At 42.7% G+C, this 25,404-nt stretch carries 22 protein-coding genes, 1 pseudogene and 1 riboswitch; of the genes and pseudogenes, 17 read left to right on the forward strand and 6 right to left on the reverse strand.

From position 1 onward, the window contains the following. The first annotated feature begins 108 nt into the window (after positions 1–108). From GT575_RS04415 to GT575_RS04440, 6 genes are all read left to right on the forward strand, one after another. The gene (locus tag GT575_RS04415) at positions 109–777 is read left to right on the forward strand and encodes a hypothetical protein (protein WP_161171559.1); all 669 of its coding nucleotides are present in this window, start codon (positions 109–111) and stop codon (positions 775–777) included. Between the two features lie 10 nt (positions 778–787). After that, a complete protein-coding gene (locus tag GT575_RS04420; RefSeq protein WP_243147837.1) occupies positions 788–1,624 on the forward strand; it encodes a DUF3658 domain-containing protein in 837 nt (278 codons plus the stop codon). A gap of 104 nt (positions 1,625–1,728) precedes the next feature. Beyond that, the gene (locus GT575_RS04425; RefSeq protein ID WP_156332959.1) at positions 1,729–1,959 is read left to right on the forward strand and encodes a hypothetical protein; all 231 of its coding nucleotides are present in this window, start codon (positions 1,729–1,731) and stop codon (positions 1,957–1,959) included. 117 nt (positions 1,960–2,076) lie between these two features. Continuing rightward, positions 2,077–3,453: a sodium-dependent transporter gene (locus tag GT575_RS04430; protein WP_055273631.1), complete on the forward strand. Its 1,377-nt coding sequence runs from the start codon at positions 2,077–2,079 to the stop codon at positions 3,451–3,453. Between the two features lie 4 nt (positions 3,454–3,457). Continuing rightward, positions 3,458–3,542: riboswitch (Fluoride riboswitch) on the forward strand. Between the two features lie 86 nt (positions 3,543–3,628). Continuing rightward, entirely contained in the window at positions 3,629–4,828 is a 1,200-nt protein-coding gene (locus GT575_RS04435) for a cation:proton antiporter (RefSeq protein ID WP_161171561.1), read from the forward strand. Positions 4,829–4,860: 32 nt separating this feature from the next. Then, a complete protein-coding gene (locus GT575_RS04440) occupies positions 4,861–5,535 on the forward strand; it encodes an HAD family hydrolase (protein ID WP_161171562.1) in 675 nt (224 codons plus the stop codon). A gap of 71 nt (positions 5,536–5,606) precedes the next feature. Here the strand turns inward: GT575_RS04440 and GT575_RS04445 are convergent, their stop codons facing one another. Further along, entirely contained in the window at positions 5,607–6,485 is an 879-nt protein-coding gene (locus GT575_RS04445) for a LysR family transcriptional regulator (protein ID WP_055223716.1), read from the reverse strand. A 407-nt stretch (positions 6,486–6,892) separates the two neighbouring features. Between GT575_RS04445 and GT575_RS04450 the strand changes: the two genes are divergently transcribed. The 5 genes from GT575_RS04450 to GT575_RS04470 all read left to right on the forward strand — a co-directional run bounded on the left by GT575_RS04450 (position 6,893) and on the right by GT575_RS04470 (position 14,504). Beyond that, positions 6,893–8,176, forward strand: coding sequence for an adenylosuccinate synthase (locus GT575_RS04450; RefSeq protein WP_004849677.1), 1,284 nt, complete (start codon positions 6,893–6,895; stop codon positions 8,174–8,176). A 240-nt stretch (positions 8,177–8,416) separates the two neighbouring features. Next, positions 8,417–10,624: a glycoside hydrolase family 36 protein gene (locus tag GT575_RS04455; RefSeq protein ID WP_055143885.1), complete on the forward strand. Its 2,208-nt coding sequence runs from the start codon at positions 8,417–8,419 to the stop codon at positions 10,622–10,624. Between the two features lie 180 nt (positions 10,625–10,804). Beyond that, positions 10,805–12,145, forward strand: a complete 1,341-nt coding sequence (locus GT575_RS04460; protein WP_118016753.1) for an MATE family efflux transporter — start codon at positions 10,805–10,807, stop codon at positions 12,143–12,145. A 476-nt stretch (positions 12,146–12,621) separates the two neighbouring features. Then, positions 12,622–13,446, forward strand: coding sequence for a hypothetical protein (locus GT575_RS04465; RefSeq protein WP_161171563.1), 825 nt, complete (start codon positions 12,622–12,624; stop codon positions 13,444–13,446). 233 nt (positions 13,447–13,679) lie between these two features. Further along, complete coding sequence (locus tag GT575_RS04470; protein WP_161171564.1) at positions 13,680–14,504, forward strand: hypothetical protein; 825 nt, start codon at positions 13,680–13,682, stop codon at positions 14,502–14,504. 153 nt (positions 14,505–14,657) lie between these two features. On the opposite strand, the gene GT575_RS04475 is transcribed toward GT575_RS04470, so the two are convergent. The 3 genes from GT575_RS04475 to GT575_RS04485 are packed head-to-tail and all read right to left on the reverse strand — an operon-like array spanning position 14,658 to position 16,657. Further along, entirely contained in the window at positions 14,658–15,566 is a 909-nt protein-coding gene (locus GT575_RS04475; protein ID WP_161171565.1) for a TlpA disulfide reductase family protein, read from the reverse strand. A 52-nt stretch (positions 15,567–15,618) separates the two neighbouring features. Beyond that, complete coding sequence (locus GT575_RS04480) at positions 15,619–16,524, reverse strand: 4Fe-4S binding protein (protein WP_118016748.1); 906 nt, start codon at positions 16,522–16,524, stop codon at positions 15,619–15,621. Then, positions 16,517–16,657, reverse strand: a complete 141-nt coding sequence (locus GT575_RS04485; protein ID WP_243003495.1) for a CD1871A family CXXC motif-containing protein — start codon at positions 16,655–16,657, stop codon at positions 16,517–16,519. Before GT575_RS04485 ends, GT575_RS04480 begins: the two co-directional genes overlap by 8 nt. Positions 16,658–16,814: 157 nt before the next feature. On the opposite strand from GT575_RS04485, the gene GT575_RS04490 reads away from it, so the two are divergent. Both GT575_RS04490 and GT575_RS04495 read left to right on the forward strand, forming a co-directional pair. Then, on the forward strand, positions 16,815–17,453 hold the full coding sequence (locus GT575_RS04490) for a response regulator transcription factor (RefSeq protein ID WP_238050552.1): 639 nt from the start codon (positions 16,815–16,817) through the stop codon (positions 17,451–17,453). Next, complete coding sequence (locus GT575_RS04495; protein ID WP_015533238.1) at positions 17,450–18,592, forward strand: HAMP domain-containing sensor histidine kinase; 1,143 nt, start codon at positions 17,450–17,452, stop codon at positions 18,590–18,592. Before GT575_RS04490 ends, GT575_RS04495 begins: the two co-directional genes overlap by 4 nt. A 40-nt stretch (positions 18,593–18,632) precedes the next feature. On the opposite strand, the gene GT575_RS04500 is transcribed toward GT575_RS04495, so the two are convergent. Continuing rightward, on the reverse strand, positions 18,633–19,574 hold the full coding sequence (locus tag GT575_RS04500; protein WP_117875507.1) for a glycosyl hydrolase: 942 nt from the start codon (positions 19,572–19,574) through the stop codon (positions 18,633–18,635). 136 nt (positions 19,575–19,710) lie between these two features. Between GT575_RS04500 and GT575_RS04505 the strand changes: the two genes are divergently transcribed. Then, positions 19,711–20,562 carry an AraC family transcriptional regulator gene (locus GT575_RS04505; protein ID WP_161171566.1) on the forward strand — a complete coding sequence of 284 codons (852 nt, stop codon included), beginning with the start codon at positions 19,711–19,713 and terminating at the stop codon, positions 20,560–20,562. A gap of 71 nt (positions 20,563–20,633) precedes the next feature. Here GT575_RS04505 and GT575_RS04510 read toward each other — a convergent pair whose 3' ends face one another. Continuing rightward, on the reverse strand, positions 20,634–22,034 hold the full coding sequence (locus GT575_RS04510) for an MATE family efflux transporter (RefSeq protein ID WP_161171567.1): 1,401 nt from the start codon (positions 22,032–22,034) through the stop codon (positions 20,634–20,636). A 283-nt stretch (positions 22,035–22,317) separates the two neighbouring features. Between GT575_RS04510 and GT575_RS04515 the strand changes: the two genes are divergently transcribed. The 3 genes and pseudogenes from GT575_RS04515 to GT575_RS04525 all read left to right on the forward strand — a co-directional run bounded on the left by GT575_RS04515 (position 22,318) and on the right by GT575_RS04525 (position 25,288). After that, complete coding sequence (locus GT575_RS04515) at positions 22,318–22,947, forward strand: hypothetical protein (protein ID WP_161171568.1); 630 nt, start codon at positions 22,318–22,320, stop codon at positions 22,945–22,947. Then, positions 22,937–23,917 carry a biotin--[acetyl-CoA-carboxylase] ligase gene (locus GT575_RS04520; protein ID WP_055143905.1) on the forward strand — a complete coding sequence of 327 codons (981 nt, stop codon included), beginning with the start codon at positions 22,937–22,939 and terminating at the stop codon, positions 23,915–23,917. The genes GT575_RS04515 and GT575_RS04520 overlap by 11 nt, the downstream gene beginning before the upstream one ends. Before the next feature lie 163 nt (positions 23,918–24,080). Beyond that, a pseudogene (locus tag GT575_RS04525) lies at positions 24,081–25,288 on the forward strand (NADP-dependent isocitrate dehydrogenase). The last annotated feature ends 116 nt before the right edge of the window (positions 25,289–25,404 follow it).

Below are 25,404 nucleotides of genomic sequence, written 5' to 3' on the forward strand. Positions count from 1 at the left end.
GAAGAATGGTTTCAGACAATCGTCGGAAGAATTTCTGGAAGATGATATATCACATATTCAGATAGTGTTAGAGTTGTAAAGTTTGACTTATAGTTGGAGGAATAACAAATGGACTATGCCTTATTACAAAAAATATACAATATCAAGTCATTTGTAGGATATACAGATGAGGAGATAAAAGAGCTGAGAGCGGGATTTGAGAGCATCCCACATACGCTATATGAGATATGGAAGAAATGTGGTAAAACAAGCGAGTTGTTCAATCATAGCAATGATCCCTGGGTTACTCTTGATTTTCAGCGCAGGTATAAATGGACAAGGAAGACAAAAGGATATTTTTATATATTGAATGAGAATCAAGGTGTATATCAGGTCGCGATCAGAAGGGCTGATATGGCTGAGGATGATCCACCTGTGTATGTCGTGGAAACGGATGACGATGGCACGGTCAACGAGATCGGCCAGGCTGAAAATAGTTTGTCTGCATTTATGATGGGAATGTTGATATATGAGGCGGCAATATCCTGTTTTGAGTTTTGCGCAGAGGATATTATCTGGTATGATGATGGTGATGTTGAAAAGATAGATGGGATATTAAATAAATATCCGTATCATGTTTATAACTGGTATTCTGACAGAATCGATTTATACACGAAAACTGATGAAGAAATCTTGTTTGTTATGCAGGGAGATTCTCCGAATGGCACATATTCAGCACGGACAGAAACGGCATATCAGGAGATTGACAGGCTGATAGGTGGTATTGGGGAAAGATAAGGAGCAGATTATGGTAGAGATACTATTTGGAGAAAGTTCGGCAGGTTCCATGAAAGCGGCAAAATGCGAGAATGTGAAATATAAGAATAGTCAGCCACTGTGGATACAGGGTTCTTCTGACGAGGTGATCTGCCTTGGTTTCATGCTGGACATGGGCTACATCGGCGAGGTAGTTGACAGTCAGTACCGCAAGGATTTTATCTACTCAATGTATGCTCAGAACCAGTGGGAGCAGGACGAGGAATATGAAAATGAACTTAAGAAACTTGGCAATGTGTACGCCGGTGAACTTGCAAGGCTTATAAGATTTCTTGAGGGTGGTGAGCCGGTAAGAATATGGTACAGTGACGCTCCATATTCAAGGTGTGGATTTTATCATGTATGCAGCATCCTGAAGAACTATCCAAATGAAGTGTCAGTTGTCACGCAGCCAGAACATGTTGTAAAGAAAAACGTAATAGTGTCGTATCATAGCTGGAGCGAGGTGGCGGCGGAGGAATTTGCTGGGCTCCTCGGAAATGAGAGGAAACTCACATCAGATGAGATAAGAATGTATGCGGAGATGTGGGGTGAGCTTGTCCTTGAAAATGCACCGCTCAGGGCTGTGGTAAATGGAACAGTGCTCAGTGTGTCAGATGATTTCTATGATTTTATCATTTGGAACAAGCTGACGGACAAGCCGGTTAAGGAGTGCCGGCTGATCGGTGACATTCTGGGACAGGTTACGATCGGAGTCGGTGACTGGTGGTATGCGGCGAGGATAGAACATTTCATAAGGCAGGGCAAGATAAAGGTTGTGGAGGATTCGGAGAATAAGTATGCACGTTTGATAAAAGGGTATTTGTAGAATGGAGACTGAGAATAGCGTGGATAAAGAAAAATCCAATAAAAATGTATCCGTTTGCTCTGTGCAAAAAAGCAGAAAAGCATCCCGGAAAACAAGGACAATTTATGATCGGGGTAAAGAAGGTTGCTGAATCAGAAGTAGCTGTGCTGATGGATATGCTGGGGGATCTCCCTATGACACATATTTTTCAGGAAGATGGTTTATATCTTGATGGAGTAGTACAGGGGATAAGGGCCTTTGGAGATAACCCCAAGGCGGTCTCAAAGGAAGTATTTTATCGCGATGCGGCAAAAATAAATGGAGTGTTGAGGGCGAGATGCCAGCAGTCTGGATGATGTTCAAATATATAGTGGCTTTTCCTCTCGGGGCATGTTAGAATCACATGTATATGCAAATAAATGTGGAAGGAAAGATTACGGGGATTAGTTCCAGGTAAACTATGGTGAAGGTATATGGAAGATATGAAGAATGGTAAGCGAAGTTCATTTTCGGGCAAGCTGGGGTACGTGCTGGCGGCGGCAGGTGCATCGGTGGGCCTTGGAAATATATGGAGATTCCCTTATCTTGCGGCAAAGTACGGAGGGGGAATTTTCCTCATAATATACATCGTGCTTGCACTTACATTTGGCTATACTATGATAGTTGCGGAGACGGCGATCGGACGAATGACGAGAAAGAGTCCGGTTGGAGCATTCAAATCATTTGGAAAGAAGAAATGGCTGTCGTTTGGCGGCTGGATAAATGCCGTTATACCTGTGCTTATAGTGCCGTACTATTCGGTTATCGGCGGCTGGGTCATCAAATATCTGGTGGAGTATTTCAGAGGAAATGCAAAGCTGCTGGCTGAGGATGGATATTTCACCGATTTCATATCGAATGGTGTGTCAACGGAGCTGTGTTTCGTGGCGTTCTGCGCATTTACACTTATCATTATATTTGCCGGTGTGCAGAATGGAATAGAGAGGGTATCCAAGATCATGATGCCTATACTGATCGTTTTGTCTGTCATAATTGCGGTATATTCCGTGACAAGACCAGGCGCACTTGCGGGAGTAAAATACTTCCTTGTGCCAAATGTGAAGAACTTCTCGTGGATGACAGTGGTTTCTGCCATGGGGCAGATGTTCTACTCGCTTTCCATTGCCATGGGAATACTCATAACATTTGGCTCTTACATGAAGAAAGATACTGCGATAGAGGATTCGACCAGAAATGTAGAGATATTCGACACTGGTATAGCGATCATGGCGGGACTTATGATAATCCCGGCGGTATTTGCATTCTCTGGGGGAGATCCGGATACCCTTCAGGCCGGACCATCACTGATGTTTATTACTATTCCAAAAGTATTCCAGAACATGGGATTTGGAACTGTCATAGGAATTGTGTTCTTCCTGCTCGTACTATTTGCTGCTGTCACAAGCTCCATAGCACTTACTGAGAGTGCAGTGTCAACATTTGAGGATGAGCTTGGATGGGGAAGAAAGAAGGCAACGGTGCTTGTGGGAGTTATCATGCTTGCGCTTGGAAGTCTGTCATCCCTGGGATATGGCCCGCTGGCAGGAATCAAGATCATAGGTATGCAGTTCCTTGACCTGTTCGACTTCCTCACCAATTCGGTGATGATGCCTATAGCGGCACTCCTCACAAGCCTGTTTGTGTCAAGGGTAGTTGGAATAGATAAGATAGAGGCGGAGATAATTCACGGCGAGAGTGCCTTCAGGAGAAAGAAGGTATTTGTAGTCATGATCAAATATCTCTGCCCTGTATTTGCCATCATTATCCTGCTCAGCTCTGTTGCAAATGCACTTGGCTGGATAAAGATGTAGAATTATTATAAAAGGGAATGAGGTTCTCCCCTGGAAAACCTGAATGGGCAACCTAAACTGCTAATATAGCTGATGACTTCTACGATTATTTTTGTCGCAGAAGTGTCAGCTTTTTTGTTTCCATAAGAAGAAAATGCTTTGATACATCTGCTAAATTAAGGAGGTATTGTCTATCATGTTGACATCACTTGCACTCATTTTCATAGTCGGACTGGCGATGGGCGCCATCTGTCAGAGGCTTAAGCTGCCGCGCATCATAGGAATGCTGGCGACGGGAATCGTTCTTGGCTCGTATGTGCTGGATTTACTTGATCCGTCCATATTGTCCATATCTGCGGATCTCAGAAAGATAGCGCTTATCATCATACTTATCAAGGCAGGACTGTCCCTTGACCTTAAGGATCTGAAGAAGTCGGGACGCTCGGCGGTGCTGCTCTCATTTGTCCCGGCGTCATTCGAGATCATCGGATACATACTGTGCGCACCTGTTATACTTGGAATAAACCGCACAGAGGCAGCTGTCATGGGCGCGGTGCTAGGCGCGGTATCACCGGCGGTCGTTGTTCCGAGAATGGTGAATCTCATAGAGAAAAAGTACGGAACTGACAAGGCGATTCCGCAGATGATACTTGCGGGGGCGTCCTGCGACGATATATTTGTCATAGTGCTTTTTACCACATTTCTCAGCATGGCGCAGGGCGGAAGTGCTCATGTCATGGATTTCGTGAATATCCCAATATCCATCGTGCTTGGAGTACTGCTTGGCGTGGACGTTGGATATGGACTTTATCTGTTCTTTGAGACTTCCTATGCAAGGAAACACTGCGTGAGAAACAGCATGAAGGTCATCATTGTGCTGGGATTTTCGTTCCTGCTTATAGCGATAGAGGGATGGCTTGAGGGAAAGGTGTCGGTGTCGGGACTCCTTGCGGTGGTGGCTATGGCATGTGTCCTGAAACTCAAATGTCCAGAGTCGGTGTCGGGAAGACTCTCACAGAAATTTGGAAAGCTGTGGCTTGCGGCGGAGGTCATATTGTTCGTGCTTGTGGGTGCGGCTGTGGATATCAGATACACCCTTACAGCAGGATTTCCGGCACTACTTATGATATTTGTCGCACTGGCATTTAGAACGGTTGGTGTTCTGATCTGCGTGGCACATACATCACTCACATGGAAGGAAAGGCTGTTCTGTGTCATCGCGTATCTTCCGAAGGCTACAGTTCAGGCAGCCATCGGATCAGTTCCGCTTGCGGCAGGGCTGGCATGTGGTAATATAGTATTGTCGGTTGCCGTGCTGGCGATCGTGGTGACTGCGCCACTTGGAGCGATAGGAATAGACGGAACGTACAAGCATTTGCTTAGTGAGGATAAGTGATGTTTTGCGTTCGGTAGATATAGGAGACAAGTATGAATAGATTGAACAGTAAGATAAAGAACATTATATTTGACATGAACGGCACAATGATATTTGACGGAAAGTATCATGAGATAGCCTGGAAGGATTATGCGGAGAAGCTTGCTGGCAGACAGATGAGCACGGAGGAGTTTCAGCATCATGTGCTGGGGCACACGAACAAGGATATTCTGGAATACCTCATGGGAAAGGGTACGCTCACCGAGGAGAGGATACTTGAACTTACCGAGGAGAAAGAGGCTATGTACAGAGAGATGTACATGGAAGATACTGCAAACTTCAAGCTGGTGGACGGCCTGGTGGCATACCTTGATAAACTTAAGGAACAGGGGATAAATATGAACATAGCCACAGGGTCAAATATGACAAATCTCGCATTCTATTTTAAAGAGTTTGATCTCGGAAGATGGTTTGACATAACGCTGTGCGCATACGACGATGGAACCATGAATGCTAAGCCGGCTCCTGATATGTACATCCGGGCCATGGAGCGCATCGGAGCAGTGCCGGAAGAAACCATGGTCATAGAGGATGGACCGTCGGGAATCCGGGCAGCGGCGGCAGCCGGAGCCGGATATATAGTGGGAATCTATGGTGACTCATCAAGAGAACTGCTTGAGAAGACAGGGCTGTGCGATGAACTGATTCCAGATTATAGAAATATGTGATAAGAATAGGGCGTGTTCAAATGGACGAACATGCTCTATTTTACTATGGTATATGGGTGTGGGGATGATTCTTACAACAACTCCATAAGTTTATTTGCAGCAACGCTCATACCACGGCGCCTGTCACTGATGATACACATGTGACGCTTTGGTATGGGCTTTTTAAATTGCAGGCGGAACAGGTCGCCGCGGTCTATATAGCTCTGGGCGAAGTCTGCCATGATGGAGCCGATGCCGAGATTTCTCATGACGAACTGGGCAATCATATCGCTGGTAGAAAGCTCGAATTCGGGCTGCAGAGTCACGCCCTCATGGCTCAGAAATGTGTCGACATATGCGCGTGTGCTTGTGTCATGCTCCAGACAAATGATCGGAAGCTCGTCAAGCTCGTGGTAATCCAGAGTTTTGCCCTGAAGATATGAAAACCTTGGTCCGGCGATGAAGATGTCCTCAATCTCCCTTGCCTGCTTGATCTCCATGTGAGGATCGGCGGGAAGAGGACTGGTGACGATACCGAAGTCTATGTTGCCTGATAGCAGATGATTTATCGTGCTGGGAGTCGGAGCATTTGTGACATGAACCTTGATCCCCGGATATAGCTGGTGGAAATGCTCCAGATATGGCAGGAGATAGAACTGTAGTGTCATATCGCTTGCACCTATCCTTATCTCACCGGTCTCCATGTGGAGGAGCTGTGAGAGCTGCTGTTCACCCAGGGAGATGGATTCGTATCCCGCTGCAACGTGGGAGTAGAGGAGTTCTCCGGCATTTGTCAGTGAGACGCCCTTCTTGGTTCGGATGAACAGTTCTATGCCGATCGCCTGTTCCAGAGCTTTGATCGCCTGACTTACGGCTGGCTGGGATATACACAGTTCCCTGGCAGCGGCGGATATGCTGGATGCTTTGGCAACATGGTAGAAGATTTTGTAATATTCGAAATTTATGTTCATTTATAATTTCCTCCAGATTCAATAGAGATCATTTAATATGTGTGTGTCAACAATATGTTTTATTGCAAAATAATTCAGGACTTTTTACCGTTCTATAATGGTACGATTGAAATAATTTTGCTTAAAAAATTATGCATATATAATATAAGTAAAATGGTGTTTGAGGTGGACAAAATCCATTATATTTACAGTTTATGTTGGTTTCTACAAAATGTAAAGATAAATATAAGGTATGCTTATAATAAATATAAATAATATTGATTTTACTTATGACATAATAGTGCTATAATAAAAAAGTATTGTGGTTATCCGGCTTGTGAGTAATTTGCAAAACAGAAGCATTTGAACAGCCACAATACGGATATCAGAAAATATTTCAAAATGCTGCGAAAGCGAGGAAAAGTATTATGGTAAGAGCGGTTGTAGGAGCCAATTGGGGCGACGAAGGAAAAGGTAAGATCACAGACATGTTAGGCCAGGAGTCAGACATAATCGTAAGATTCCAGGGTGGTGCCAACGCAGGTCACACAATTGTCAATGACTATGGTAAATTTGCTTTACATACACTTCCATCAGGAGTGTTCTACAGTCACACAACAAGTATCATTGGAAATGGTGTTGCACTTAACATCCCTCTTCTTTTCAAGGAGATAAAGTCCATCACAGACAGAAATGTACCAATGCCTAAGATCCTTGTATCTGACAGAGCACAGATGGTTATGCCATACCACATTCTCTTCGACGAATACGAGGAGGAGAGACTTGCAGGTAAGTCATTCGGATCAACAAAGTCAGGAATCGCTCCATTCTATTCAGATAAATATGCAAAGATCGGTTTCCAGGTAAGCGAGCTCTTTGATGAGGAAGCACTGAAGGAGAAGATCGAGAGAGTTATAGTACAGAAGAACGTTCTTCTTGAGAACCTGTATCACAAGCCACTCTTAAAGGTTGATGATATATTCAACACACTCATGGAGTATAAGGAGATGGTTGCTCCTTATGTATGTGATGTATCAGCATACCTCTATGAGGCGATCAAGGAGGGCAAGAACATCCTTCTTGAGGGTCAGCTTGGTTCACTGAAGGATCCGGATCACGGAATCTACCCTATGGTTACATCATCATCAACTCTGGCAGCTTACGGTGCCATCGGTGCAGGTATACCTCCATACGAGATCAAGCAGATCATCACTGTATGTAAGGCATACTCAAGCGCAGTAGGAGCAGGCGAGTTTGTAAGTGAGATATTTGGCGACGAGGCAGATGAGCTCAGACGCCGCGGCGGTGATGGCGGTGAGTTTGGTGCAACAACAGGAAGACCTAGAAGAATGGGTTGGTTCGACTGTGTGGCATCAAAGTATGGCTGCCGTATCCAGGGAACAACAGACGTTGCATTTACAGTACTTGATGTACTTGGATATCTCGATGAGATCCCGGTATGTGTAGGCTACGATATCGACGGTGAGGTTACAACAGACTTCCCAACAACATCAAAACTCAAGAAAGCAAAGCCTGTATATGAGACACTTCCAGGCTGGAAGACAGATATCAGAGGAATCAAGAAGTACGAGGATCTTCCAGAGAACTGCAGAAAGTACATCGAGTTCGTTGAAGAGCATATCGGATTCCCAATCACCATGATCTCAAACGGTCCGGGAAGAAACGATATCATCTACAGAAACGCAAAGTAATTTGACCTGATTCACAGGGAAATCAAATAACAGAAAAATAACAGGGACACTTTCCAGTAAGAGATTATTAGGGAGTGTCTCTTTTGTTGTTGGAAATGGATTTCTATTTGTGGTGTAAGGAGATTGTAGAATAAGATTATATTTGTTATGATTATTTTATCGGCTTTCCGATAAAAGTTCTAGTGGATAGGGCGATGTGCAAAAAAAGCATATTGCAAATTTATTGCATGGAGGAGAAAAATGAAATACATCAAAATCAATGAAAACGGAATTCATATTGTATTTGGAATTACAGATAAAAATCAGATCAAATTGCTGCATTTTTCAAAAGCAGAATTTGATGAAAATGATATTTGCAAATTTGGAAAGGAATGTAAGGCAGAAGATCTGGTAAGAAAAGAGCAATTTATCGATGAGGCTTTTCAACTTGTACAGGTAAACCTTGCCGGATATAATCGCCCATATGAAAAGCATGGAAATAAACATATTTGTACAGCACCGGGATATTTATTGACCTATGCGGGGATGGAAGACAGTTGGAATGAGATTGGACGTAAGATAACCATTTATCAGGAAGATAAGGAAGAGACACATGTCCGCGTAGAAACAAGAATGCAGTTTTATAAGGGCACTTCTATCGTTCGTATGGTCAATAAAGTAATCAATGAAGGCGATAGTACACAGTGTCTGGAATATCTATCTTCATTTTGCTATACAGGAATTGAAAAAGAGGGAAAAAGCAATTCCGATGCGAAAATGAGAGTGCGCATTCCTTATAATGGATGGCAGAAAGAGATGAGTATCAAAGAATATAAGTTCGGAGATGTAGGACTGGCGCAAACACAACCCGGGGTATACCAGCGTACTTCACAGGTGCTTGAAGTATCGAATACCGGAAACTGGTCTACGAAGAAGTATTTACCATTAGGGTATGTAGAAAATACAGAGGCACATACAAGCTTATTCTGGCAGATTGAACATAACGGTTCCTGGCATTATGAGATCAGTGATCAGAATACGCATTTTTATGTCTGTGTCAGCGGACCGACCGAAGTACAGTCTCACTGGTTCAAAAATCTCGCGCCGGGCGAATCATTTGAATCGGTACCGGTTGCTGTGGGTGTGGCAGATGACAGCTTTGAAAAAGCAATGGGTGAGCTGACAAAATATCGCCGTATGATTCGAAGACCGAATAAAGATGATGAGAATTTACCGGTTATTTTCAACGATTATATGAATTGCCTGTTTGGTGATCCGACAACGGAGAAAGAACTTCCGCTGATTGATGCGGCTGCGGAATGCGGTTGTGAATACTATGTGATAGATGCCGGTTGGTATGCTCCCGGAGAATGGTGGGACAGTGTCGGCGAATGGCAGGAAAGCAGGGAGCGTTTTCCGAATGGAATTAAAGAAGTAACAGATTACATTCGTCAAAAGGGAATGATACCGGGCGTCTGGCTGGAACTTGAAGTGATGGGAATCAATTGTGAGAAAGCAAAGAATGCTCCGGATGACTGGTTCTTTATCCGTCATGGAAAGCGTGTATATGACCGTAGCAGATATCAGCTCGATTTTAGAAATCCGGAAGTCATCGAACATGTCAATGAAGTGATCGATCGGGTAGTCAAAGATTACGGAGTGGGATATATCAAGATGGATTATAACATTGAACCGGGCATAGGTACTGAACTTGGCGCGGAAAGTGTGGGGCAGGGACTGCTTGAACATGAAAAAGCATATCTAAACTGGCTTGATGATGTATTTGCACGTTATCCGGATCTGGTAATTGAAAACTGTTCCAGCGGAGGCCTTCGCATTGATTATGCGTTGCTCTCCAGATATAGTATTCAGTCTACATCGGATCAGGAAGATTACCGGAATTATGCGACGATAGCAGCAAATGCTGTGGCAGGAGTTACTCCGGAACAGGCGGCAGTCTGGTCGTATCCGATGCGCCAGGGAGACAAGGAAGAAGTAATTTATAATATGATAAATGCCATGCTGCTTCGTATTCATCAGAGTGGTCATTTGGCACAACTTCCGCCGGAACGTCTTGCATTAGTGAAAGAGGGAATTGCCTGTTATAAGACGATTCGTCAGGATATCAAATATGCGATACCTTATTGGCCGATTGATATTGCTGACAATGAGGATATGTGGGTATGCGGAGGCCTTCAGCTTGAAAACAAAGCATATCTTGCAGTATGGAAGCGGCAAATGGAAGGAAAAAATAATGACAGGTACATGAAAGCCGGCATAAACTGCACAGATGATAGTTTGTCCATACCATTGGACAGTATTCCATTTATCAGAGACGATATGCAAGTATCCTGCATTTATCCTAAGAAGGAACCGGTTGATTTTGAATTCAAAGGAAATGTATTAACGGTGCATTTTAAAAAGCCTGTTATGGCAAGACTTTTTGAATTAAGAAAGGGTATTGTTTAATAAGGCGGAATCTGATTCATCGTTTTGAATTTTATAGATTCCACTTGTAGATGTTTGAAAATGTGATACTGGAAAATGAAACAATAGAGGACGCAGAATTTGTTGGCTGTGAATTTAAAAAATGGTATTTGTTGTAAATAAGGACAAGTGGATTAATATTCAATTTGGAGGAATAACATAATGTCAAAAGATGAGTATTTGATCACAGATGCACCGCTTAAAGCGCTGACTGTTTTTGCAATGCCTATGATCTTGGGCAGCTTTTTTCAACAAGTGTATAATATGGCTGATTCAATAATAGTTGGCCAGTATGTCGGATCATCTGCACTTGCGGCTGTTGGCGCATGTGCCGCTCTTACAAATGTATTCATTTGTGTGGCACTCGGTGCCGGCATAGGTGCGGGCGTGCTTGTGAGCCGCTATTTTGGAGCCAGGGATTATAGTAAAATGAAAACAATAGTATCAACATCGCTGATAAGTTTTATGATCCTAAGCATACTTTTGGGTGTATTTGGACTTATCTTTTCACGTTCGATGATGACGCTGCTTCAGACACCTGCTGACATACTGGATGAAGCGGTGCTGTATCTTCGTGTTTATTTTGCTGGATTTCCATTTTTGTTTATGTATAATATTCTTTCAACAATGTTCAATTCAATCGGTGAATCAAAGATACCGTTGGGCCTTTTGATATTTTCTTCTGTCTTGAATATTGTTATGGATCTTTGGATGGTGGCAGGCCTCGGCCTGGGCGTTTTCGGTGCAGCTCTTGCAACTCTTATTGCCCAGGGAATATCCGCAGTGTTTTCACTGCTGATTTTTCTTTGGCGTATGCGCCAATATAAAGGCCGTTTTGATTGGTTTGACAGGCACGAGTTACATTTCATGCTTAGAATTGCCGTACCATCGGTTCTTCAGCAGTCCACAGTGTCGATTGGTATGATGATCGTTCAGGCAGTTGTAAATCCATTCGGTACACAGGCACTTGCAGGTTACTCAGCAACGATGAGGGTAGAGAATGTTTTTTCACTGATATTTGTATCCATTGGAAATGCAGTTTCACCGTATGTTTCTCAGAATCTTGGCGCAAAGAAAATCAAACGTATCAAAAAAGGATATCGGGCTGCGTTGGTGTTGGATGTGTGCTTTGCGATCATCGCATTTATAGTAATTGAAACACTGCATACTCAGATTTCATCTTTATTCCTTGGCAAAGATGGAACCGCTTTGGCATATCAGGTGTCTGGGGGCTATATGAGATGGATTGGCTACTTTTTCATCTTCATGGGAATCAAGATGGCAACCGACGGGGTCCTTCGAGGACTTGGGATCATGCGCCCATTTCTCATTGCAAATATGGTCAACCTCGCGATTCGTCTGGCAGTTGCCCTGATTTGTGCGCCCCGTTTTGGTATCGAATTTGTCTGGCTTGCGGTGCCGGCGGGCTGGCTTGCAAACTTCCTGATCTCTTATATGGCTCTCAGAAAGTCGTGGCCGGTTGATAAAGCAATTGGCGAATGATCGGTTTGGTGCAAAGAAATGTCTGTTTTGCAATAGTACCGGCAATCATTGAGGAATACATCTTCCGGGTGTGATACTCGGAGCTTATCTGAAAGTGGAGATGATGGCGGCGGTTCTGATTAGCAGCCTACTACAAAGCATTGGATTTAAGATGGTATGGGTGATACAATCTAAAATGTAAATGCTTTGTTTAACTATAGGGACTGATGGGAATGCGATTGATTTATTATTCTTGGATATTGATTTTTATGCGATAAACAGCGCGTTGTTTATCTGTCTTAATATATAATTGATTAATCTTATATGTAATGTTCTCGGCATGCGCCATGATATCAGGAATCATTTGTCAGAGATACAGCTTCTGACCGTTTGGAGCTTGTCAAGTAAACACTGAGTGCATCAGTATTTACTCCGTTTTTTAATTAAATTTAACGAAAAGGGGGTATCGTACATCTGATATGTGCGAAAAAAGAGAAATGGGAACATTGGAAGTGGACAAGAGTCTTAAAGCGGCGTTTAAGGAAACGCTGGAGCCGCATGGCTTCAAGAAAGTAAAGGGGAGGTATCCGCACTTTGTGAGGATGGCAACGCCCGAGATTATTCAAGTCATCAACTATCGGCTGGAGCAGGCGCTGTCGCCACAGTTGGAGGAAAAACGGTTTGAAGTATACTGTGCGGTTGGCAGTATATACCGCCCGGAGATCAATCTGAACCGGTCTGTGTATGCCAGCATGGATTGGATAAATACAACACAGCTAGATATGTATTTTACGGCAAAGCGAAATGGAATACCGGTTTACGAGAATGAACAGCCGGGAGTTGATTATATCATCAAAAAGGGAGATGAAGCTTCTCTCAGAGAACAGATTGCGTTTGCCATGACAGGAATTGAGCATTATGTAATTCCGGCATTTGACAAGGTGGTGGATTTAAAGACATGCGTGGATTATTTAGAGTTATATGCTTTTAGTAATTTGTATATCAGCAGAAAAACTGAATGTAATGGGGATGTATTTATTTTGCCGGCAAAGTATCCGAATAAAGAATCCTATAGAGTGAAAGTGCAAAATGATTTCCATGAGGAAAAAAGAATAGTGATGCAACGTGTTTCAGAAGGAAAAATGACAGAAGAAGAAGGTAAACAGGAACTGCTTTGGTATGAAAGGCGGTTTTGTGACAATATTGAAAGATATGGGAAATTTTTTGAAGATGAAACAACTAAAAAAGAACTTGAACGATTAAAGGCAGAGCGAGCAGAAAAAAATATAAATGCAATACGTGCGATGGGAATCAAAGTGTAGAAAATGAGGAAAAAGAAGGGAAGCAAGAAGAGGAAATTAAAACAAATAACGAGAAGGATTATTGCTGTAGTGCTGTCAATATCAATGTTATTGACAGTGTTACCGACGAACTGCAGCGTAGCTTTCGCAAAAACAAATCAAGTAAACACTGAGTGCATCAGTATTTACTCCGTTTTTTAATTAAATTTAACGAAAAGGGGGTATCGTACATCTGATATGTGCGAGCAAGAGAAATGGGAACATTGGAAGTGGACAAGAGTCTTAAAGCGGCGTTTAAGGAAACGCTGGAGCCGCATGGCTTCAAGAAAGTAAAGGGGAGGTATCCGCACTTTGTGAGGATGGCAACTCCTGAGATTATTCAAGTCATCAACTATCGGCTGGAGCAGGCTCTGTCGCCGCAGTTGGAAGAAAAACGGTTTGAAGTATACTGTGCGGTCGGCAGTATATACCGCCCGGAGATTAATCTGAACCGGTCTGTGTATGCCAGTATGGACTGGATACATACTACGATGCCTCATATGTACATGAAGGCAAAATGCAATGAAATAACGGTGTATGAGAATGAACAGCCGGGGGTTGATTATATCATCAAAAAGGGAGATGAAGCATCTCTTAGGGAACAGATTGCGTTTGCCATGACTGGAATAGAGCATTATATAATTCCGGCGTTTGACAAGGTGGTGGATTTAAAGACATGCGTGGATTATTTAGAGTTATATGATTTTAGTAATTTGTATATCAGCAGAAAAACTGAATGTAATGAGGATGTATTTATTTTGCCGGCAAAGTATCCGAATAAAGAATCCTATAGAGTGAAAGTGCAAAGTGATTATCAAGAGATAAAAATGGAATTAAAGCAAGACATTCTAGATAATAAAATTACGGAAGAAGAAGGAGAGCGGGAATTGACTTGGTATGAAAGGCGGTTTCGTGACAATATTGAAAGATATGGGAAACTTTTTGAAGATGAAGCAACCCAAAAAGAAGTTTCACAATTAAAGGCAGAGCGCGCAGAAAAAAATATAAATGCAATACGTGCGATGGGAATTGAAGTGTAAAAGACGGGGGGCAAAAAGAAGGGAGTAAGCATATGAAATTTTATTGCACGGGAAAAGGTCATCTGGTTTCTTGAAAACCAGATGACCTTTTTTTGAAAAGCAGAATGGCTTCTTGTCCTTTCATTAGTATATTCAATTTAAAGTCAACTATAATTATTTATCCTTGTTATCAGCGTCGATCACTGACTGGATCTGTTTCATAAGAGAGTCATAGTTGTCCTGATTGTCGATTCCTCCAAGCATAGGTTCTCCGACAATATTGCCATTTCTATCGACTAGTATGGTTGTAGGAAATGCCATGATGTCGGAGGCATATTTGCCTATACTTGAATCAGAGTCAATGGAGATATTGCGGTATTTTGCACCCTGGTTGTCAAGAATGGCTGCGGCTTCCTTGATAGCATCTTCGTTTCCGTCAAATGTCTCTGTGTTGATACCTACTACCTCGCCTCCCATCGATTTGATGGCGTCGTTTAATTCATTAAGCTTGGATAATTCTGCGACACAAGGCTTGCAGCCGGTAAACCAGAAATTAACGACAGTTACTGCATTATTGGAAAACAGGCTTTCGTCAACAGAATTACCATCCAAATCCTTGCCGGAGAAACTCTTGAAAGGTGTGATTTCTTCGGAACTGTCGTTCTGGTCGGTGCTCTCTGATCCTGTATTATTATTTTCGATTTCGGATATCTGCTTTTCAATCTGTCTGATGGTTTCAATATCATCGTTAAGTGTTTTCAGTTCATCATCTGTAAAGGATTCCTTGTTTGATTCAACGGCGCTGGCCAGATAATCGGCATAATCTCCGTTTGGATCAGCGCTGCTTTTATTCATCATGCCAAATACCTTGTTCCATACATCCTGGTGATCTGCAAAGATCTGGTTCTCCTGCTGATATAGATCATCCAGCTTTGTGTTGGAATTGTCCACAGCTTCAGTGGTGGATTCTGTCTGGGTTTTTTGTGAATTCTCAGTGGTGGCAGATCCTGATCCGTTACATGCTGTGAGAGATAATGCTGCACAGAGAGTGATAATAGATATTAATGTTCTTTTTGTCTTCATAAATAATTGCTCCTTTAAATAATAATTTAAATAATATTAGTGTGGTTGATTGTTACATGTTGGTTTTGGAAGATTGCTTATGTCCTTTTTGGGAACATGGCTTTCCCATAAACTGATAGTGGATCGCATCTTTTGGACATGCCTTCATACATGCTCCGCATCGTATGCATTCCGGATGATTTGGTGTTTTGCATACATCTACATCCATTTTGCATGCCTTTGAACACTTACCGCATCCGACACATTTGCTGCTTTCAACCTTGATACTCATAAGGCTGACCTTGTTGAATAATGAGTAGATTGCGCCGAGAGGACAAATCCATTTACAGAAGGGTCTGTAGAACAGAATACTCAGAACGACAACTGTAATTAAAATAAGGCATTTAAATGAAAACAGCTTTCCAAGAGCAGAGCGTATAGCTGCATTTCCGAGTGAAAGTGGTATAGCACCTTCCAGAACACCTTGTGGACAAATATACTTACAGAAGAACGGGTCTCCCATTCCTATGGAGTTCGTTACAAGCATCGGCAGAAGTATAACGAAAACAATAAGGATTATATATTTCAGGTATCTTAGTGGTTTCAGCCTGGCTGTGGAAAACTTTTTCCCGGGGATTTTGTGAAGCAGATCCTGAAACCATCCAAATGGACACAAAAACCCACATATAAATCTTCCGAGGATCACACCGATTAAAATGAAAAAACCGGTTATGTAGTAAGAAAATTTAAATTTGGATGATCCGACGACCGCCTGAAATGCACCAATGGGACACGCTCCTGTTGCAGCAGGACAGGAGTAACAGTTTAGTCCTGGTACGCATACTGTTTTTGCATTGCCCTGATAGATCTTGCCTTTGAATAAATTGGGGATGTGAATATTGGTAAGCAGCGTGGCTGCTGCCTGTATCCATCCGCGTATTCTGGCTGTTTTTTTTGACAGTGATTTGTTCTTATCCAATTCCTACACACTCCAGACATAATTTTATTGCTTTGCTGAGCACGGCAGCCGCTTCACCTCTGACTGCACCATAGCTGATCATTGCCATACCCGTGATGAGTAAAATGATCTGAGATATTTTCCTGTACTTCAAGTTATTGCAGCTCCTTTCATGATTGTGTTTGTTGACCAGCTGACTTGGATATTATACAATAGCTGTTGTAAAATTTTTGTTAAGAAGGATTTTTGTTAAGAAACAGGTGACAGTTTTGAGATTATTGATAGTTGAAGATGAGAAGCAGATATGTGATATGGTTGCGAAAAGCCTGTATGATGCCGGGTATGAGGTGGATACCTGTTATGACGGAGAAGAGGCTCTTGAATGCATTCTGTCAGAGGAATATGACCTGATCGTTCTGGATCTGAATCTGCCGGGTATGGATGGAATGGAGATTTTAAAGGAACTCAGACAGAAAAATGAGGAGACAAAGGTTATCATATTATCTGCGAGGGGACAAATTGCGGATAAGGTTGAAGGGCTGGATGCGGGTGCAAATGATTATATGGAAAAACCATTTCATTTGCAGGAGCTTGAGGCGCGTATCAGAAGTCTTACAAGAAGAAAATTTGTACAGAAGGATGTATGTCTGGAAAGTGGCGGGATAAAGTTTGACACGATAAAACGTGAGGCATACGCAAAAGGAGAAAAGGTTCCCCTTACAAGAAAAGAAAATGGAATCCTGGAATATCTGCTTCTTAATCTGGGCAGACCGGTAAGCCAGGAGGAATTGATGGAGCATGTCTGGGATGCTTCGGTTGACAGCTTCAGTGGAGCGATCAGAGTACATATGTCTTCGCTGAGAAGAAAGCTTAAGGCAGTGCTTGGATATGATCCGATTTTGAACAAGGTGGGAGAAGGCTATAAAATACGAGAGGAGTCCGACAGATGAAAAGAATGTCGCTGCAGTGGAGGCTTACCTGTATAATCACATTATATATTGCGCTTATATGTGGATGCCTTACTTTGCTTGTCTATAAAAATGGCGTGTATTATATTGATTCTCTGCAAGAAACCGTTGATGCCCAGGGAGATGATAATGGGAGCGGTACTGATGAAATATATATCAGTATTCCGGAGGATAAATGGGATGAATTTGCAAATGATTTTTCTGTTAAGGTGTACAATAATAAGGCAGATTACAAGAAAAACAGCCTGATAATTTCTGCCTTGCTGGCCCTGCTTGGCGGAGTAGCTACATATTTTATAAGTGGGCATGCACTAAAGCCTATCAGTGAGTTTTCTGATAAAATTGAAGAGGTACAGGCACAGAATCTGGCAGATTCACGAATAGAAGAAAACAATGTTAAAGAACTGAACCAGCTCAGCGTTTCATATAACAAGATGCTTGAACGCCTCTCGGATGCATTTGAGATACAGAGACAGTTTACTGCAAATGCAGCACATGAGCTCAGAACTCCACTGTCTTTAATGCAGATACAGCTTGATTCATATAATTCTTCCCGGCATCCGGGAGATGATGAAGTCACTCTGCAGACGATAAAGATGGTAACTGAACAGAATGAGAGACTCAGCAAAATGGTAAAGACACTTCTTGATATGAGTGAGCTTCAAACTGTGAGCCGGGATGATAAAATAATGGTCGACGCGCTTGTTGATGAGGTATTGGCGGATCTGGAACCTCTTGCACAGGAAAAGGATATAGAACTTATTGGAGAATGTACGGATGTAACGATGATAGGAAGTGACATCCTTATTTACAGGATGTTATACAATCTTGTTGAGAATGCTATAAAATATAACCGCACAGGAGGACGGGTTACAGTGACAGCGCGTCAGAAGGAAAAACACGTTTACCTGTCAGTAGAGGATACCGGAAATGGTATCCCGGAAGAATTGAAGGATCGCGTGTTTGAACCTTTCTTTCGCGTGGATAAATCCAGAAGCCGTGAGCTTGGCGGCGTAGGACTGGGACTTGCTCTTGTCCGCGAGATCGTGATAGTGCATGATGGTAATATTGCAGTTAAGTCTAATCCGTCTGGAGGAACGATTTTTGAAGTCGTTTTATAAAGTGAGCATTACAGCCGTTACATATAACAGACTTACCCACTTACTTTCCGGTAACAGCATATTGGCTGTCATACATAGCCTTAAGATTTTCGTTGGAATTGAATTTTTCTCCTATGCAGAATTCTTCAGACCATGTCATGTAGTATGCCCATGGAGTGTGTGACTTCTCCAGAAGATGTATATCCGGTATATATCCAACTTCGGTAAGGGCGGCAACCTTGTTCGGAGAGGTAGCTTCCACAAGCTTTGTGTATTCTTCACTGTAATCGGTTGCTGTGTATTCCGGCAGATATATGTCCATGGAGACAATATCAACGAAGTCATCTCCAGGGTATACGCCTTTTGTAGGACAGTTCCATACCCATATAAGGTTGTTGATGTTCAGTACATTTGTATAGTAGTCGAACATGAGTCTGTAGAGCTTTGCCGCAACAGCAGGACCTTTGGCACCCCACCAGAACCAGGTGCCCTCGGACTCGTGGAAAGGTCTCCACAGAACCGGGATATCTTCAAGCTGGAATCTTCGGAGTTCCTTTGCGATGATGTCCATATCGTGGTAGAAAGCATCACGTTCTCTTGTGCCTGGAATGAGCACCTTTTCAGCGTCGAAGTCAGTGTGCTCTGTGTAGAAACTCTTGTCACGACCTCCAATCGGAGAGAACCAGTGAAATGTGAAAGTGACAATGCCATTTGTTTTCTTTGCCCATTCGAGAGCGGTGTCAAGGGTATCCTGATTTTCATATACCTCTGTGAGACATTCTGCGGATGCATCATTATAGTTTATGTTTGGCGAGTATCCAAGCAGCTCGAAACCTCTGAGTGCCGGACATTTGCCTGTCTGTTCGTATATATAGTCAATCTCCTCCATAGGATTGGTTTGTGTGTGCTGACCTGTTATTATCTTATTACCGGCAATCTCCGATAAATAATCTAGTAGATTCTGTGCTGAATGCGATATGTGCTTGTTTGCTGCTTTCTGCATCTTATTTTCTCCTTCATTAGCATGTGTTTGATATGCTTTTATCATATACAAATAAATGTAATAATTGTATTATATAAAGAGCAAAAAATTGTATAAACCTATCATGATACAACTTGGATCGTAGGGGGAGACTGCTATGGAAATGTTTGAGTACATTGATGAGATGAAACAGCCATATGATATATTTTACACAGATTGGGTGCATTCTGAATTGCACTGGCACTATTACAGTGAGATACTTTATATAGTCAGCGGATCTATCCGGGTGATCTGCAATGATGGAGAGACGGTTCTCAGAAAAGGGGATATGTGCTACCTATATCCGCTGCAGCTTCACAGCATAAAGGCGGATAAGACCTGTACGGAATCGGTGAAGTATGCGGTCATAAAGTTTAATATGTATACACTGGGCATTCCCCAGACTTATATAAGGAAAATGTATGATTGTTTTGTATACAAGACGGAGACTACAGATTTCTGTACGGTTATAAGGTCTGAAAAACTAAAAGAAAGTATAGCAGATATTGTTCAGGATATATTTGAGGAGTATACGGAAAAGCGTGAAATGTATATGCTTGCGGTTCAGTCTGGGATATATAAGCTGCTCATCATCATGGCAAGACAAATGAAAACAAATGGAGATTTTAAGCATAAGAGGTCGGATGGTGATGTGTATTTCAATCACATACTGGAATATATAGATGCGCATTCGTCAGAACAGATAGAGGTTCAGGATCTGGCAGAAATGTGCAGTATGAGTTATTCACACTTTGCCAGATCATTTAAGGCTCGTTATGGAAGATCGTGTAAGGAATACATATTGTATATAAGGCTCAATAAGGCGCAGAACATGCTGCTGTATTCGGATTATTCCATGGAATATATCGCGCAGGAAAATGGCTTTTCGGACAGCAGTTATTTTATCCGGGTATATAAAAAGTGGAGGGGAATCACTCCGAAACAGGAAAGAATGCAGAACAGACTTTAGTATACCAATAGGGTGCAAATGAAACAGACTCACATGTGATCGAGACACCAGTGAGTCTGTTCATAAACCGATTATATTGTTGCCGTTGCGGATTTTGCACGGCTAATTTTATTTCCCCCGAACTTTCGTCTCAGCTGTTTCATAACCCACAGGTACGCAGGTATAAGGAATATATCAGCACATACCCATGCAAGCGGACTTCCCAGTGATACGCAGATGAAACCGAAATGAGGCACCAGCACGAAACCGGCAACAGAACGGGCGATCATCTCACATATGCCAGCAAGTATGGCAAAAGTCGAGTAGCCAAGCCCCTGTATCATGAATCTTACGATATTCACAAGTGCCAGGAATATGTAGAATGCGGCGTTGATAACCACGAATTCATATATGTAGCCGATAAGCTCAATCTGTTCCTTCTTTACAAAGAGGAGTGCAAGCTGCTTTCCGAACACGATGGAGAAAGCCAGAGCCACGAGGGCATATATGATTCCCATCTTGATACAGGCTTTAAGTCCCTGATCAACACGGTCAAGACGTCTGGCACCAACATTCTGACCTCCGTATGTGGCCATGGTGGAGCCCATTGCATCGAAAGGACAGCACATGAACATGGAAATCTTGGATCCGGCTGATACGGCTGCAACATATGTTGAACCCATATCATTGACTGCGGTCTGAAGAATGACACTGCCTATGGCTGTTATGCTGTACTGCAGTCCCATAGGTAGACCCATACCGCAGAGCTTAAGGCAGTGACGCATGCTGAATGTCCAATCCTCTTTACTGAATTCAAGATACTTCAGTTTCTTTGTCATGTATATCGTACATATGATTCCTGACACTGCCTGTGAAGCTACTGTGGCAACTGCAGCTCCGGCGACGCCCATAGGAACAACAAGTATAAGATCAAGTATTATGTTGACAATTGATGAACCCACAAGGAATATGACAGGTGTGATACTGTCTCCGAGTGATCTCAGTATCCCGGCGGTCAGGTTGTAGAGGAAGGTTGCCGGAATGCCCAGGAATATTATAAATATGTATATATATGCATCATCGATGATATTCGAAGGTGTTCTGAGAGCCTTGAGTATCTGCATGGTAAAGATACTTACTGCCACTGTTATAACAGCAGCCAGTGCAACGGATGACCATATACTGTTGATTATATAAGCCTTAAGAGCCTTGAAATCCTTCGCACCGTAAGCCTGTGCAACAGGGATTGCAAATCCGTTGCAGATTCCTATACAGAAACCGAGTATCATGAAGTTGATGCTTCCGGTGGAACCCACCGCCGCCAGCGCGTCAGTTCCAAGCTTCTGCCCGACTATGACAGAATCTACCATATTATAAAACTGCTGAAATATCAGACCAAAGAGAAGGGGCAGACCAAAGTTCAATATAAGCTTTGAAGGCTTTCCTTCAGTGAGGTCTTTTGTGCCACTGATGCGCGCAATAAAACTCTTCATGTGATTCACCTCTCCAAAATTGTTATTTACAGGTTGTTTTCACGATATCGTGTGTTTGCTAGTTAATCACCTTTTAATGATTTTATATATGGAAAAAAGGTGATTAAACGTGGTAAAATGTAAACACTTTTGTAATGCTGGAAACTTGATATATATTAGTCTCTGAACTAATATAAGTATAGTCGTAAAAGTGATGAAAAAAGAGAAAATAATTGTGCATAAAGCGCATGGATACGAACCGGGATGATATCAGTAGTGATCATGACCTGGCAGGGGATATGGAATGAGTAGAGATAGTGATAAAAAAAAGAACAATAAAAAACACAGAGAAGAGATTAGAAATATAAGCAGCATAGAGAATGGTACTTCGAGAGCCTACAGGCAGAAGGTGCTTGTCAGACAGGCTGGAAAGCTCGTGGACGAGCTGGAGCGCGCAAGGCGTGAAGAACAGGAGACTCAGGCAGATGGAATCATCAGACAGAAGGTAGTCAAGAGAAAGAGCACCAGGATAGCGTACAGGGTGGTTGGCATAATATTTGTACTGGCAGGTATAGCACTTGTGTGGTGGGCTATGGGAGGTCACTACAGAATGATAAAGGCTGCGATTGCGATTGCGGCCATGGCATATGGATTTTATGTGATCAAGGCTTCATTTAGAAAGTCTGCATATGATATGACATATCTGTTTGGTCAGGATGTTGTAACGATCATTCAGAAGAGAGGCAGTAAGGTGATACCGTATGAGACTATTACAGGGTATATCATGATAGAGCCTGATCCTGAATTGAAGTATTATATAATTAAGTTTGACAGAGGCAGGGAGAGTTACATAGTTCCATTTGCCGGAGCAAAAGGCAAATGTGAGGCGGTATACGATATCCTGAGAGAGAAGGTAAGAACTGATGAAGAATAAAATACTTGAAAAGCTGCAGAACAGTGATGGATATGTGTCAGGACAGGAGCTCTGTGAGCTGTTGGGGGTATCCAGAACAGCGGTGTGGAAGAACATACAGGCACTCAAGAATGAAGGTTATGTGATCGAGGGCGTGAACAACAAGGGATACAGATTGGTGAGTGAGCCTGATGTAATGTCTGAGGAGAAGATCTCAAAGTATCTTGAGACCAGAACATTTGCCAGAAAGCTTTACTATTATGATGAGACGGATTCAACGAACACCCGTGCCAAGATAGTCGGGGAAACTGACTGTGTTCACGGAGCTCTGTTCGTGGCAAATGAGCAGACTGCAGGAAAGGGACGAAGAGGCCATAGTTGGAATTCTGATAAGGGCACGACAATATCCATGTCGTATCTGCTCAAGCCGGACATAGATATTTCCTGTGTGTCAAGGATAACTCTGGTGTCGGCGGTGGCACTTGCCAGAGCGTTCAGCAAGGTGGATGGAGTAAAGCCTCAGATTAAATGGCCGAATGATGTGTTGTCTGATGGGAAAAAACTGGTCGGAATCCTCACAGAGATGAGTTCCGAGGGAACTGACATAAGCTATGTTGTTGTGGGAATAGGCATAAACGTGTATAACCGAAGCTTCCCTGAGGACATAGCAGACAAGGCCACATCAATACTGCTGGAAAATGGCAAGGGCTGTGACAGATCATGGTTCATTGCACAGGTGTCAAATGAATTTGAAAAGCTATATGACGAATTTATAAAGAATAAGGACCTGGGATTCCTTGTTGATGAGTACAACAGTTATCTTGTGAACAGGGATAAGCAGGTGTATGTAATAGAGGGGGATAAAAAGACAGAGTACACGGCGCTTGGACTTTCAAAGGATGGCGGACTTCTGGTGAGGGATGCCGATGGCGAGGTTCACGATATAATATCCGGGGAAGTATCCGTGAGAGGAATATATGGATATGTGTAAGGCTGAAAAAAATAGCTGATCAAGAATATGGTTATAGGGCTTAAGAAAATTAATAATTGGTATGTATAATTCAAAAAAACTAGAAATATAGCCCCTTATAGTTTATAATCGGCAGTGAGTATATAACAAAACTTAGAAAACACAAAGATGGAGGACATAAAACATGGAAAAGATTCAGATGACCACACCACTTGTAGAGATGGATGGAGATGAGATGACCAGAATTCTCTGGCAGTATATCAAGGATGAGCTTATTATCCATTTATCGATCTCAAGTCAGAGTACTATGACCTTGGACTTGTACATAGAAATGAGACAGATGACAAGGTAACATTTGACTCAGCATACGCAACACAGAAGTATGGCGTAGCTGTAAAGTGTGCTACTATCACACCTAATGCGGCAAGAGTTAAGGAGTACAATCTCAAGGAGATGTGGAAGAGCCCTAACGGAACCATCAGAGCGATCCTTGATGGTACAGTGTTCAGAGCACCTATCGTAGTAAAGGGAATCGAGCCATGTGTTAAGAACTGGAAGAAGCCTATCACCATCGCAAGACATGCATATGGTGATGTATACAAGAGCGTAGAGATCGATGTTCCAGGTCCTGGAACTGCAGAGCTTGTATTCACAGGCGATGACGGACAGGTTATAAAGGAGACTATACATAAGTTTGATGGTCCTGGTGTTCTTCAGGGACAGCACAACGTGGACAAGTCTATTGAGAGCTTTGCAAGAAGCTGTTTCAAGTATGCGCTTGATACCAAGCAGACATTGTGGTTTGCCACAAAGGATACCATATCAAAGAAGTATGACCATACATTCAAGGATATCTTCCAGGAGATATTCGATGCAGAGTATAAGGAGCAGTTCGATGCAGCAGGTATTGAGTACTTCTACACACTTATAGATGATGCGGTTGCCCGTGTTATGAAGAGTGAAGGCGGTTACATCTGGGCATGTAAGAATTATGATGGAGATGTAATGAGTGATATGATCTCATCAGCATTTGGTTCACTTGCCATGATGACATCAGTTCTCGTATCCCCTGATGGAAAGTATGAGTACGAGGCAGCACACGGAACAGTTATGAGACATTACTACAAGCACCTTGCCGGTGAGGAGACATCAACCAACTCAGTTGCAACTATCTTCGCATGGTCAGGAGCACTCAGAAAGCGTGGAGAGCTTGATGGAATCCAGGCACTTCAGGATTTTGCAGACAAGCTCGAGGCTGCAACCATCAAGACTATAGAAGATGGCAAGATGACAAAGGATCTGGCTCTCATCACAACTCTCGAGAACCCAACAGTCCTCAACAGTGAGAACTTTATCAAGGCTATCAGAGAGACACTTGAGGGTATGCTCTAAGAATGAAATTGTGTAACGGGCTGATTACAGACGTTGCTTTTAACGGGATATCACCTTTATTCATACAAATGGATAAAGGTGATATTTTTATGCCATTGTGTAAAATGTGGCATTGG

Origin of the sequence: Coprococcus sp. BIOML-A2 (assembly GCF_009875795.1) — a bacterium.
Classification (GTDB): domain Bacteria; phylum Bacillota; class Clostridia; order Lachnospirales; family Lachnospiraceae; genus Coprococcus; species Coprococcus aceti.